Origin of the sequence: Roseateles sp. (assembly GCF_046300915.1) — a bacterium.
GTDB lineage: Bacteria > Pseudomonadota > Gammaproteobacteria > Burkholderiales > Burkholderiaceae_C > Kinneretia.
In genome coordinates, this window is the sequence record NZ_JBKCLH010000074.1 from 47,352 (window position 1) to 59,773 (window position 12,422).

13 protein-coding genes are annotated in these 12,422 nt (G+C 68.0%); 10 read left to right on the forward strand and 3 right to left on the reverse strand.

Annotated elements, in window-relative coordinates; all coding sequences use genetic code 11:
• Positions 1-6 precede the first annotated feature (6 nt).
• The 7 genes from ACK5F2_RS05605 (at position 7) to ACK5F2_RS05635 (ending at position 5,753) form a co-directional block, all read left to right on the forward strand.
• The gene (locus ACK5F2_RS05605; RefSeq protein WP_409863418.1) at positions 7-603 is read left to right on the forward strand and encodes a sulfite oxidase heme-binding subunit YedZ; all 597 of its coding nucleotides are present in this window, start codon (positions 7-9) and stop codon (positions 601-603) included.
• 174 nt (positions 604-777) lie between these two features.
• Positions 778-1,554 carry an SDR family oxidoreductase gene (locus ACK5F2_RS05610; protein WP_409863379.1) on the forward strand — a complete coding sequence of 259 codons (777 nt, stop codon included), beginning with the start codon at positions 778-780 and terminating at the stop codon, positions 1,552-1,554.
• Positions 1,555-1,592: 38 nt separating this feature from the next.
• Positions 1,593-1,988: a dihydroneopterin aldolase gene (locus ACK5F2_RS05615; RefSeq protein WP_133603370.1), complete on the forward strand. Its 396-nt coding sequence runs from the start codon at positions 1,593-1,595 to the stop codon at positions 1,986-1,988.
• Between the two features lie 34 nt (positions 1,989-2,022).
• Positions 2,023-2,961, forward strand: a complete 939-nt coding sequence (gene ttcA, locus ACK5F2_RS05620) for a tRNA 2-thiocytidine(32) synthetase TtcA (protein ID WP_409863381.1) — start codon at positions 2,023-2,025, stop codon at positions 2,959-2,961.
• Between the two features lie 114 nt (positions 2,962-3,075).
• Positions 3,076-3,717 (forward strand): DUF4136 domain-containing protein, encoded by a 642-nt coding sequence (locus ACK5F2_RS05625; protein ID WP_409863383.1) that lies wholly within the window; start codon positions 3,076-3,078, stop codon positions 3,715-3,717.
• 63 nt (positions 3,718-3,780) lie between these two features.
• On the forward strand, positions 3,781-5,160 hold the full coding sequence (gene glmU / locus ACK5F2_RS05630; protein WP_409863384.1) for a bifunctional UDP-N-acetylglucosamine diphosphorylase/glucosamine-1-phosphate N-acetyltransferase GlmU: 1,380 nt from the start codon (positions 3,781-3,783) through the stop codon (positions 5,158-5,160).
• Between the two features lie 176 nt (positions 5,161-5,336).
• A complete protein-coding gene (locus tag ACK5F2_RS05635) occupies positions 5,337-5,753 on the forward strand; it encodes a hypothetical protein (RefSeq protein WP_409863385.1) in 417 nt (138 codons plus the stop codon).
• Positions 5,754-5,771: 18 nt separating this feature from the next.
• Here the strand turns inward: ACK5F2_RS05635 and ACK5F2_RS05640 are convergent, their stop codons facing one another.
• Both ACK5F2_RS05640 and ACK5F2_RS05645 read right to left on the reverse strand, forming a co-directional pair.
• Positions 5,772-6,644: an N-formylglutamate amidohydrolase gene (locus ACK5F2_RS05640; protein WP_409863386.1), complete on the reverse strand. Its 873-nt coding sequence runs from the start codon at positions 6,642-6,644 to the stop codon at positions 5,772-5,774.
• Between the two features lie 24 nt (positions 6,645-6,668).
• Positions 6,669-7,634 (reverse strand): tripartite tricarboxylate transporter substrate binding protein BugE, encoded by a 966-nt coding sequence (locus ACK5F2_RS05645; protein ID WP_409863387.1) that lies wholly within the window; start codon positions 7,632-7,634, stop codon positions 6,669-6,671.
• 114 nt (positions 7,635-7,748) lie between these two features.
• Here ACK5F2_RS05645 and ACK5F2_RS05650 point away from each other — a divergent pair, with 114 nt between their 5' ends.
• The 3 genes from ACK5F2_RS05650 to ACK5F2_RS05660 all read left to right on the forward strand — a co-directional run bounded on the left by ACK5F2_RS05650 (position 7,749) and on the right by ACK5F2_RS05660 (position 11,148).
• Positions 7,749-8,636 carry a LysR substrate-binding domain-containing protein gene (locus tag ACK5F2_RS05650; protein ID WP_409863389.1) on the forward strand — a complete coding sequence of 296 codons (888 nt, stop codon included), beginning with the start codon at positions 7,749-7,751 and terminating at the stop codon, positions 8,634-8,636.
• A 173-nt stretch (positions 8,637-8,809) separates the two neighbouring features.
• Entirely contained in the window at positions 8,810-9,553 is a 744-nt protein-coding gene (locus ACK5F2_RS05655) for a DUF3047 domain-containing protein (RefSeq protein ID WP_409863391.1), read from the forward strand.
• Between the two features lie 71 nt (positions 9,554-9,624).
• A complete protein-coding gene (locus ACK5F2_RS05660; RefSeq protein ID WP_409863392.1) occupies positions 9,625-11,148 on the forward strand; it encodes a phospholipase D family protein in 1,524 nt (507 codons plus the stop codon).
• Here the strand turns inward: ACK5F2_RS05660 and ACK5F2_RS05665 are convergent.
• Positions 11,123-12,361 (reverse strand): alpha/beta fold hydrolase, encoded by a 1,239-nt coding sequence (locus tag ACK5F2_RS05665; RefSeq protein WP_409863393.1) that lies wholly within the window; start codon positions 12,359-12,361, stop codon positions 11,123-11,125. The genes ACK5F2_RS05660 and ACK5F2_RS05665 overlap by 26 nt on opposite strands.
• Positions 12,362-12,422: the final 61 nt, after the last annotated feature.

The window sequence follows — 12,422 nt, forward strand, 5'->3', positions numbered from 1 at the left end:
GTGCGATTGACCGCGCTGCTGCGGCACCCTGCCGCCAAGCCCCTGCTCTTTGTGCTTTGCGCCCTGCCCCTGGCCCAGCTGATCTGGGGGGCTTTCAGCAACAGCCTGGGGGCCAATCCGGCTGAGGCCCTGATCCGCGGACTGGGGGACTGGACCCTGAGGCTGCTCTGCCTGAGCCTGGCCATCACCCCGCTGCGCCAGGCCCTGAATCAGCCGCTGCTGGCGCGCTTTCGGCGCATGCTGGGCCTCTGGGCCTTTGCCTACGCCTGCCTGCACCTGCTGGCCTACGCCTGGCTGGACATGGGGCTGGTGCCGGGCGACATCGTCCGGGACATCACCAAGAGGCCCTTCATCCTGATGGGCTTCCTGGCATGGGCCCTGATGCTGCCCCTGGCGGCCACCAGCTTCAACCGGGCCATCCGGGCCCTGGGCGGCGCGCGCTGGCAAGCCCTGCACCGCCTGGTCTATGGACTGGCCCTGGTCGGCGTGGCGCACTTCTTCTGGATGCGCGCCGGCAAGAACGACTTTGCCGAACCTGCCGTCTATGGTCTGCTGCTCGCTCTGCTGCTGGGCTGGCGCTTGCTCAGGGCCATGCGCCGCTGAGGGGGTGGGACCGGCGGCGCCCAGGCCGCAAGCCAGGGTCTTTGCGCCAGCTGAGATAATTGCGGCCTCGCGCTTGTCGGCCCGCAGCGTCGATTCCAGCTCGGCCCGGCATGCCTAGAACGCGGGGCCCCGGCCTCGCACCCCCTTACACCCTCTGCCACCCCCGCCACGCCCATGAACCGCAGCCTCCCTGTTGCCCTGATCACCGGTAGCGCGCGCCGGCTCGGCCGCGAGATCGCCCTGCACCTGGCCGAGACCGGGGGCTGGCGCCTGGCCCTGCACTGCCACCGCTCCCAGGCCGAGGCCCGGGCCCTGGCCGAGGAACTGGCCGGGCGTGGTGTGGAGGCCGCGGTCTTTGCCGCCGATCTGGCGGACGAGGCCGCCTGCGAGGCCCTGCTGCCCGCCGTCCAGGCCCGCTTCGGCCGGGTGGATGCGGTGGTGAACAACGCCTCGCTCTTCGAGTACGACGATGTGGCCGGCTTCAGCCATGCGAATCTGGAGCGCCATTGGCGCGCCAACACCGCGCCGGCCATCCTGCTGGCGCGCGCCCTGCACCGCCTGCTGGAAGCCGCGGGCCGCCAGGGCTGCGTGGTGAACCTGCTGGACCAGAAGCTCTGGAACCCCAACCCGGACTACCTGTCCTACACCCTGTCCCAGGCCGCGCTGGAGTCGGCCCAGACCCTGCTGGCCCAGGCCCTGGCACCGCGTCTGCGGGTGTGCGGCGTGGCCCCGGGCGTGACCCTGGCCTCCGGGCCCATGAACGACAGCGAATTCCAGGCCGCGCACAAGCTCACGCCGCTGCAGCGCTCATCCACCCCGCAGGACATCGCGCGCGCCGTGCGCTTCCTGCTGGACTCTCCGGCCATCACCGGCACCACCTTGCTGGTGGACGGTGGCCAGCATCTGGCCGCGCAGGCGCGCGACGTGATGTTCCTCACCGGCACGCCCTGAACCGCGCTGCCGCCCAGCCCTCAAGACCTGCCCCTGCCATGCAAAGCTCCCTCGCCCATCCGGCCCTGCTCGCCTGCCGCCGCCTCTTCCTGCGCAACTACGAGGTCTGGATCAATATCGGCGTGCACGACTTCGAGAAGCGCGGCGAGCAGCGCGTGCTGATCAATGTGGACCTCTACATCCCCCTGGCCGAGTCCACGCCCACGCAGGACGAGCTCAGCGAGGTGGTGGACTATGACTTCATGCGCCGCTCCATCTCCGAGCGCGTGAGCCAGGGCCATATCCATCTGCAGGAAACCCTCTGCGATGACGTGCTCAAGCTGATGCTGGCCCACCCGAGGGTCAAGGCCGCCCGCGTCTCCACCGAAAAGCCCGATGTCTACCCCGACTGCGAATCCGTCGGTGTCGAGGTCTTTGGCATCAAGGATCTCTGAGCCCCCCGCCCCAAACACTAGCCGATTGCCCCGCATGGATACCGCCGACACCTCCCTCCTGGACGCCGAGCGCGCCGCCGCCGAAAAGAAGCAGGCCCACGAGACCAACAAGCTCTCCAAGCGCCTGCACCGCCTGGTGGGCCAGGCCATCACCGACTTCAACATGATCGAAGACGGCGACAAGGTCATGGTCTGCCTGTCCGGCGGCAAGGACAGCTACTCCCTGCTCGACATCCTGATCAATCTGCGCCAGCGCGCGCCGATCAAGTTCGACATCGTCGCGGTCAACCTCGATCAGAAGCAGCCGGGCTTCCCGGCCGAGGTGCTGCCCACCTATCTGAAGAGCATCGGGGTGGACTTCCATATCGAGACCCAGGACACCTACAGCATCGTCAAGAAGCTGGTGCCCGAGGGCAAGACCACCTGCAGCCTGTGCTCGCGCCTGCGCCGCGGCATCCTCTACCGCGTGGCCCAGGAACTGGGCGCCACCAAGATCGCCCTGGGCCACCACCGCGACGACATCGTCACCACCCTGCTGCTGAACATGTTCTTCGGCAGCCGCATGAAGGGCATGCCGCCCAAGCTGGTCAGCGATGACGGCAAGAACGTGGTGATCCGCCCCCTGGCCTATGTGCGGGAGTCCGACCTGGTGAAGTGGGCCGAGCACCGCCAGTTCCCCATCATTCCCTGCAATCTCTGCGGCAGCCAGGAGAATCTGCAGCGCGCCAACGTCAAGGCCATGTTGCAGGACTGGGACAAGAAATTCCCGGGCCGGGTCGACAATATGTTCACCGCCATGGGCAATATCGTCACCTCGCACATGATGGACCGCCAGCTCTTCCCCTTCGAGACCATCAAGGCAACGGGCACCCCCGATCCGGACGGCGACATCGCCTTCGACGAGGAGGAGCACTGCGGCCCCGCCGAGCCGGCCACCGGCTCGGTGATCCGCCTGGTGCGCGAGGAAGACTGAGCCCCTGCCTGCCTCTGCCTGCACGCGGCTTTACGGCAAGGCAAAGCCGCGTCAACGTGCTGGACGCACAATCGTTGCGTGATATACCTCGTGCCCATGATCAAGGAGGCAGGCATGTTCAAGTTCACTCGTCGGATGGCCCTGGTGACCCTGAGCGCGGGAGCGCTTCTGGGACTCTCGGGTTGCGCCGCCCTCAACACCGTCACCGCCGACGCCCAGAGCTTCGGCAGCTGGCCGGCCGGTCGGCAGGCCGGCAGCTTTGCCTTTGAGCGCCTGCCCTCGCAGCAGCTCAATGAACAGCAGCAGGCCGAGCTGGAAGGGGCCGCCCGCGCCGCGCTGGAGAAGGCCGGATTCACCTCGGCGGCCGACACCAAGAGTGCGGATGTGCTGGTTTCCATCGGCGTGCGCGTGAGCCGCAGCGACAACGCTCCGTGGGACGACCCGCTGTGGTGGCGCTGGAACGGCAACTACTTCTCCTGGCGCTACGGCCCGGCCTGGCGCCCGCATTTCAGCCGCTATGGCTATCCCTACCCCATAGACCCCATGATGGAGCGCCGCTACGACCGCGAAGTGGCCCTGCTGCTGCGTGATCGCAAGAGCAATGAGCCGCTGTATGAGGCCCGCGCCAGCAACGACGGCACGACGGTCGGCAGCCTCAGCCTGATCGGCGCCCTGTTTGAGGCCGCCATGGCCGACTTCCCGCAGACCCGGCCCCAGCCGCACCCCGTCAGCGTGCAACTGGGCGGTGGGCGGTAAGAAAAGCGTCCTGATCCAGCGCTGATAATCGCGGCTTCGCAACAAGCCGCGATTTGTCTTTATATGGCGCTCAATATCGTGATCATGGCCGCGGGCAAGGGTACCCGCATGAAGTCCACCTGCCCCAAGGTGCTGCACAAGCTGGCCGGCAAGTCCCTGCTGCGCCATGTGCTGGACACCACGGCCGGCCTGGGCGCCGCCCAGCGTCTGGTGATCACGGGTCATGGTGCCGACCAGGTGGAGAGCGCCGTGGCCGGCCCCGGCATCGCCTTCGTGCGCCAGATGCCCCAGCTGGGCACGGGCCATGCGATCCAGCAGGTGGTGCCCCACCTGCCCGACAGCGGCAGCACCCTGATCCTCAACGGCGATGTGCCCCTGATCCAGGCCGAGACCGCGCGCCGCCTGGCCGAGGCCTGCGGCGGCGACAAGCTGGCCCTGCTGACCATCGAGCTGGCCGACCCCACGGGTTATGGCCGCATCGTGCGCGATGAGCAGGGCGGCGTGCGCGCCATCGTCGAGCACAAGGACGCCAGCGCCGAGCAGCGCGCCATCCGCGAGGGCTATACCGGCATGATGGCCGCGCCCACCGCAGCGCTCAAGCGCTGGGTCTCGGCCCTGAAGAACGAGAACGCCCAGGGCGAGTACTACCTGACCGACATCGTGGCCATGGCCGTGGCCGAGGGCGTGCCGGTGCTGGGCATCGCCGCCCCCAACGAGACCGAGGTGCTGGGCGTCAACAGCCCGCTGCAGCTGGCCGATCTGGAGCGCCGCTTCCAGCGCCGCCAGGCCGAGACCCTGATGGAGCACTACGGCCTGCGCCTGGCCGACCCGGCCCGCTTCGACCTGCGCGGCGAGCTCATCTGCGGCCAGGATGTGGAAGTCGATGTGGGCTGCGTCTTCGAGGGCCGCGTGGAGCTGGGCGAGGGCGTGCGCATCGGCGCCTACAGCGTGATCCGCAATGCCCGCATCGCGGCCGGCGCACGCATCCACGAATTCACCCATATCGACGGTGAGGCCGTCGGCGCCAGCGTCGGCGAAGGCGCCCTGGTGGGCCCCTTTGCCCGCCTGCGCCCCGGCGCCGAACTGGGCGCCGAAGTGCATATCGGCAACTTCGTCGAGGTCAAGAACTCCAGCCTGGCGCGCGGCGCCAAGGCCAATCACCTGGCCTATCTGGGTGACGCCACGGTGGGCGAGCGCGTCAACTACGGTGCCGGCTCCATCACCGCCAACTACGACGGCGCCAACAAGCACCGCACCACCATCGGCGCCGACGTGCATGTGGGCAGCAACTGCGTGCTGGTCGCGCCGGTGGAAATCGGCAGCGGCGCCACCATTGGCGGTGGGTCGACCATCACCAAGGCCGTGGCCCCGGGCGAGCTCGCCGTGGCACGCGGCAAACAGGTGGGCATCCCGGGTTGGATCCGCCCCACGAAGAAGCGCTGACTCGCGTCTTTTTTGTGCGCTATTGCACACAAGGCCACTCGCGGGCCCGACAATAGTCCTAAATGTCCCCGAACAGGGGACATGCTTGCTGCATCGGCCTGTCTAGTATTGCGCTAGACATTCGCCGAGCAGCACACCCCATGTCGAAACCAGCGCCGACCTCCGAACAGCCGTCGATGAGCCAACCCGATTCAGCCTGGCAGGCCCTGGCCGACATCAGCAGCGGCCCCAGCGAAGCCGAGGACGACGCCGAGCGCGCCGCCGCTCTGGAGCGCTTGGCGCTGGAGCACGCGCGCTGCGACGACGCCGCCAGCGCCTGCTACTACCTGTGCCGCAGCCTGGGTGCCGCGCGTCAGATGGAGCCCAGCGAACCCGGGCTCGAATTGCTGTTCGAACTCCTGGGGGCGCTGGCTGATCTGCCTCTGGGAAGCGTGGAGCCCGCCCCCGAGCCCGCGATCCAGGGTGAGGCCGATGGTCTGGGTGTCTACGAGCTGTGCCAGCAACTTCAGGCCGCACGGGAGCAGTCGCACCAGGCCTGGCGCGAGCTGGCCGAGGGCGACGCCGATGACGGCATGCCCCTGCGCATCCACTGAGGCCCTGACCCGTGCCGCTCAGAGCGAGCGGCGGATATGGGCAGCCACCGCTGCCAGGGTCTTGTCCAGGGCCAGCCTCAGCGTTTCAAAACCGGCATTGCGCTCGCGGCTGAGCTCGTCCATGTACAGCGGCCGACGGATCTCGATCTGCAGGCTGTGACGGCGCTCGGCCGGACGGCCGATGCGGCCGATCAGGGCCACGCCCTTGTAGGGATCGTTGCGCGCCACGGTGTAGCCCTGTGCGCGCAGGCTGTCCTCGATCAGGTCCAGCAGGGCCGGCTCGCAGGTGCTGCCGTCGCGGTCGCCCAGCACAAAGTCAGCCAGGGGCTCGCTGCGCTGCAGGCCCAGACGCTCGAAGGCATTGTTGGGCATGGAGTGCAGATTCAGATGCCAGACCGCGCCGAAGCGGGCATGGGCCGACTCAACGGCCTCGCTCAGGGCCGCGTGATAGGGCCGCCAGCAGCGATCGATCCGCGACCGCACCTCCGCCACCGAGAGCCGGCGCACATAGATGGGCTGCTCCTTGCCGACCTGGCGCCAGATCAGGCCATAGCCCAGGCGGGTCTTCTCGCCCGGGGCCAGGGGCTCGGGCCAGGGCCCGTCCAGCAGCTCGGGGTCCAGATCGCTGAGCTCGCGGTTGGGGTCGATATAGCTGCGCGGAAAGCGTGCGGCCAGCAGGGTGGCACCGTGACGCGGCGCGTCCTGCCAGAGCGCGTCCACATGGGTGTCCTCGCTGCCGCGCAGCTGGGCCAGGGGCAGGCAGCTGCCGAAATCCGCGGGGTAGTCCACGCCGCTGTGCGGCGAGTCGCAGACCAGGGGCAGCACCTCGCCCTCGGGCAAGTGCAGACGATAGGCGGGATGCTCCGGGGCGGGCGGGAGGCTGGAGGGCATAACCATCATGCTCGGAAGAAGATCTCAGTCCAGCTTGATCTGGGCCTTGCTCACGATGCGCTGGTACTTGTCCAGGGCCGCACGGATCTGGGCGGCGAACTGCTCGGGGCTGTTGGCCATGGGAATGCCGGCAATGGAGGCCGCCTTCTCCTTGAACTCCGGCGTGGCCATGGCCTTGTGGGCGGCCTCATGCAGCTTCTTCAGCACCGCTGGCGGCGTGCCGGCCGGGGCCACCAGACCGAACCAGCCCCCCTCGGCCATCTCGGCAAAGCCCAGCTCCTTGTAGGTGGGCACATCGGGCAGCACGGCGGCGCGCTGCGGCGCCAGCACGGCCAGGGCGCGCAGCTTGCCGGCCTTGATGTGCGGCAGGGTGGAGGGCAGGTTGTCGGTCATGGCGTTCACCACGCCGGCCAGCGCATCGGTGGAAGCCTGACCCGCGCCCTTGTAGGGGATGTGCAGCAGCTCGATGCCGGCCAGGTCCATGAAGTGCTCGATGTTCACATGGCCCAGGGAGCCGTTGCCCGGCGAGGCGAAGCTGTACTTGCCCGGCGCGGCCTTGGCCAGGGCGATGAATTCCTTCATGGTCTTGGCCGGCACGCTGGGGTGCACCACGAAGACGCTGGGCACGGCCAGCACATTGGTGATGGGCGCGAAGTCCTTCACCGCGTTGTAGGGCAGCTTGGCATAGACGGCCGGGTTGGCGCCATGCGTGCTCTGGGTGGCCATGCCGATGGTGTAGCCGTCCGGCGCGGCCTTGGCCACGGCCTCGGTGCCCAGGCTGCCGCCGCCGCCGCCGCGGTTCTCCACCACCACGGTCTTGCCCAGGAAGGGGCCCATCTTCTCGGCCAGCAGACGGGCCACCATATCGGTGGAACCACCGGGCGCGAAGGGCACGATGAGCTTGATGGGCTTGTCCGGATAATCGGCCAGCGCGCTCAGGGGCAGCAGGGTGGCCAGGGCAAGCAGGGTGCGGCGTGCGATGGGATGCATGGGGCTGGGGTCTCTGGAGCCAAAAGTGCTGCGATTCTGTCCCTCGCTCTACAAGCATGGAGAGACAATTCCTCACGCACGCATGCCTGCTCGTCATAGCAAAATCCACAAATCATGCGCATCCGATCACCCTCCCTGCACGAGCTGCACGCCTTTGCCGCCACGGCGCGGCTGGGCAGCTTCTCCAAGGCAGCCGACCTGCTCTGCGTCACTCAAGGCGCGGTGAGCCGGGCCGTGGCAAGACTGGAGGCCCATCTGGGCCAGAGCCTGCTGGTACGGCTGCCCCGTGGCAATGAGCTGACCGCCACGGGCCGTGACTATCTGGAACTGATCGAGCCCGCCCTGCAGACCCTGGAAGCCGCCGCCGTGGCGCAGCGTGCGCCCGAGGCCACCACCCGGCTGCGCATCTCCGTCGCGCCCACCCTGGCCACCAAATGGCTGATCCCCCGCCTGCCCGACTGGCAGGCTCTCTATCCCCATATTGCCCTGAGTCTGGCCCCCTACCGCCGGGAGGAAGACTTTTCGGACGCGGGCGTGGATGCCTGGCTGCGCCCCGGCGAGGGCCAGTGGCCCTCGGGCATCATGGCGGAGTACATCGTGGGACGCGAAATCGTGGCCATCTGCCACCCCCAGGAGCTGCGCGGCCGCCAGCCACTGCGCCAGCCGGCCGATCTGCTCAGCCGCCCCCTGCTCTTCCACAGCAACTATCCCGAGAACTGGCGGCTCTGGCTGGCCGCCGCCGGCCTGCCCGAGGCGCAGCCCCGACCCAGTGCCGACTTTGAGCAGGTGGCCATGCTGGTGCAGGCCGTGATGGCCGGCCTGGGTGTGGCCGTGGTGCAGCGCTGCCTGATCGACGAGGAACTGGCCGCTGGCCGCATCGCCATTCCCTTCGAGCACGCTGTGCTGCTGGAGCGCGGCTATATGCTGTGCACCCGGCGCAGCAGCCAGCCACAACGAGCGCTGACCCAGCTGCGCCAGTGGCTGCTGGCGCAGGCCGGCTGAGCCATCGCAAGCCCCCGCACACGGCCGCATGGGGCACCGAGATTTCGGTATTCTTCGGCAGCCACGCCAGGGGCGGCGATTCAGCCCACACATCACATCAACTCGGGGGGTGCCACGCCATGTTTCTTCGGAGCCATCCACGGACGGCGCTTGCCTGGATGATGATGGCCGGCATGGCGCTCAGCGCAGCCAGCCGCTGCGGAGCAACTCACGCCGGCCCCACAGCAGACGAGACTGTCAGCGTCCACTTCTCTGCGGCGCAACCGGCGGGCGCACTGCCCGAGGGCTGGCAACACATTCCCTTCAACCAGCGCAAGACGCCGACGCAGTGGACCCTGGTCCAGGACGAGGGGCATACCGTGCTGGAGGCATACGCGCGCAGCTCGGTGAGCATGGTGATGCGCACGACATCGCTGGATCCGAAAGCGCAGACCATCGTCAAATGGCGCTGGAAGATCGACTCGCATCCGGCGGGCGCCGACAACTCGGTGTCGGGCAAGGAGGACTCGGCCGCGCGCCTGGTCTTCGTATTCGATGGCAACAAGTCGTCCCTGCCCTGGAATGACCGAGTGGTCATGCGCATGGCCAAGACCCTGTCGGGTCAGGACATGCCCTACGCCACCCTGATGTACGTGATCTCCGGCGTGGCCGATGTGAACACCGTGATCGAGAACCCGCACACCCGGCGCGTGCAAATGATCGTGGCCTCCACAGCCCGCCAGTCGCTGGGGCATTGGGTGGAGATGCGGCGCGATCTCAGCGCCGACTTTCGCAAAGCCTTCGGCGAGGCACCGGGGCGCCTGATCGCCTATGGCGTCATGAGCGACACCGACAACACCGCCAGCAGGGCCAGGGCCTGGTACGGGGACATTGAAATCAACCCCGCCTCCGAAGTCGCAGCGGGGAGCCCACGGTGACGCCGCTGCGATCTGCCGGCCTGATCGCGCTGCTCCTGGTTTCACTGTGCGCACTGGCGGGGTGCAAAAGCATGGACTTCGCGGCGATCGAAAAGACGCCCTCCAGCGCGCTGCAGGATCCGGCCGGAACGCGCTTGGGCGAGCAGATCGCACCCCAGCTGATCCAGCGGCCCGGACAGTCGGGCTTTGTCCCCCTGGAGCAGGGGCTGGATGCCTTCGTGGCTCGGGCCGCGCTCGCGGAGGCCGCGCAGCGCACGCTCGACCTGCAGTACTACATCGTGCGGGGCGACACATCGGGGCGCTTGCTGCTGGGCCAGGTATTCGCCGCGGCTGAGCGCGGTGTGCGGGTTCGACTGCTTCTCGACGACTGGACCCTGGCCGACGCCGATGAAGCGCTGGCTCAGCTCGACGCCCACCCCCTGATCGAGATCCGCCTCTTCAACCCCACCGCCAACCGCGGCTGGCTGAGTCTCTCGCGTTGGTTCGAGATCGTCGGTGACTTCGCGCGCATCAACCGCCGCATGCACAACAAGGCCTGGATCGCCGACAACTCGGCCGGCATCATTGGCGGGCGCAACCTCGGGGATGAGTACTTCGAGGCCAGTCCCGAGCTTGAGTTTGCCGATCTCGACCTGCTGTTCATCGGCCCCGCGGTGAGGGAAGCCTCCGCCAGCTTTGATCGCTACTGGAACAGCGAGTTTTCCGTACCGCTGTCAGCTTTTCAGCGCGTGGCGCCGAGTGCCCAGCAACGCCTGGCCCTTCAAGAGCGGTTTGCACAAGAGCGCCAACGCGCGGCCGGTACGTCCTTTGTCAAAAGTCTGGAGAGCTCGTCCCTGGCCATGGCCGTGCGCCAGGGCAGCCTGCCCTTTGTCTGGGCGCCGGCAAGAGTCCTGGCGGACGACCCAGCGAAGCTGGCGCTTCACGAGGACGATCCCGCCCTGAAGCACGCCAAGCGCGGCCTGCTGCTGACCGGGCAGCTCGATGCCATTGCGCCCCAGGTCATGCATGAACTGCTGGTGGTGTCGCCCTACTTCGTGCCCGGCGAATCCGGCGTCGCCTCATTGGCTGCGCTGAGTGCCGCCGGCGTGCGGGTGCGCGTGCTGACCAATTCGCTGGCGTCGAATGATGTCGTGCCCACACAGGCAGGCTATGCGCGCTACCGTCGGGAGCTGCTGGAAAAGGGCATCGAGCTCTACGAACTCAAGCCCAGTGCGGGCAAGCGCAACCAGCGCTACTCCGTGCGCGAGACGCTGGGTGGCAGCTCTCGGGCCTCGCTCCACGAGAAGTCATTCGTGGTGGACCGCAAGTGGGTCTTTGTGGGCTCGCTCAATCTCGATCCACGATCGATACGCCTCAACGCTGAAATCGGCGTGTTGGTCCATAGCGCAGAGCTGGCTCAACACATCGCGGACGCTTTCGAACAGAACACCTCCGCGCAACGATCCTGGCGCCTGGAGCTCCGCGAGGGCGAGGTGGTGTGGATTGACGCGGCAGGGCCGGATGCGCTGGTCCACACCCGCGACCCGGAAGCCTCGGTGTGGCGCCGACTCTCCCAGGCCCTTTTCAGACTCATCGCGCCCGAGTCTCAGCTTTGAGCATGTCGGCAAGCCGCCCCTGCGCCAGAAAAGCCATGACGGCCTCCAGCGTGGCAGTCCGCAGTGCATCACTCTCCACAAACAGGGCGTGACGCCCCTCGGGCAGACGTAGCCCCTTGCAATGTCCGCCAACTCGGCTGGCGTTGGCATGCACGCAGAACTCCTCCTGAGCGCGCGGCTCCACCACGGTGTCCTCCCCGCCCTGGATCAGGAGGACGGGAATCGCAATATCGGCCGCCGCCGGGCCACGGGCTGCGCGGGCCGCATCGCAGGCCTGCGTCACCCAGCGCAAGGTCGGGCCCGCGACCCGCGCGTCTGTGTGACCGCAGTGCTCGCCCTCGCAGCGCGCCTGGCGATCCGACCAGCGGCGCTTCAAGCGCTCGATGCTGTGCGACATGCCCAGCGCGCCCGCGACCGGGTCGGCCTCGAAGGCCGCCAGCTCCGCATCAAAACCCGGGCCCTGCACCTGCATGCTGGACAACCAGGGCAGGGAAAAGGGCAGGCGTGTCACGATGCGCTCGCACCAGCGGCGCAAGCCCTCGGACTCACCGGGCGCCGCGACACGCGGCTCATGCATAGGCGTCACCAGGGCGGCGCGTGAGAACGGTGTGGACGGGCCACGCCGGGCCAGATGCAGCGAGACCACCGCCCCACCCATGGAATGAGCCAGCACCGACAGCGGCGCAGCCGGCTTGGCAAGCCGCCAGGTCTGCACTTGGGCGACGAAAGCCTCCAGATCGGAGACCAGATGATCGAAGTTGTCCAGATGCCCCTTGCTGGCATCCTGCGGCGCGCTCAGCAGCCGGGAGGAGAAGCCCTGCCCCCGATGGTCATGAACATAGACGGACCATCCGTTGCGCACCAGGTCGTGAATGAGCTCCTGGTACATGGCCAGCCCTTCGGTGAAGCCCGGCACCAGCACCACCCCACCCCGGCTCTCCTCCCGGTGGACATAGGCCCGGTAGTGAATACGCACCGGGCGCTGCCACCAGCCCGTGGGCTGTCCCCAGAAGGAACCCACGTACCGATCCGCCAGACGCAGGGTGCGCGCCTCGATGTCCTCCCAGCTCAGCCCGGCAAAGTCCCGTTCGCCGCTGAGTGCGAAGGACGAGGTCGAGGAGAGGGGCTGGAGCGTCTCGAAAGCCGAGGGCTCCGCATGCGCGCAAGCCACGGCACCGGCCATCAGCACAGCCAGGGTCGCCCGCGCCGCCAAGCGGGTCGGGCTGCCGGGTTTCGGCCTGGCTTGACGCACGCCGGCATCGCTTCCACGGCCC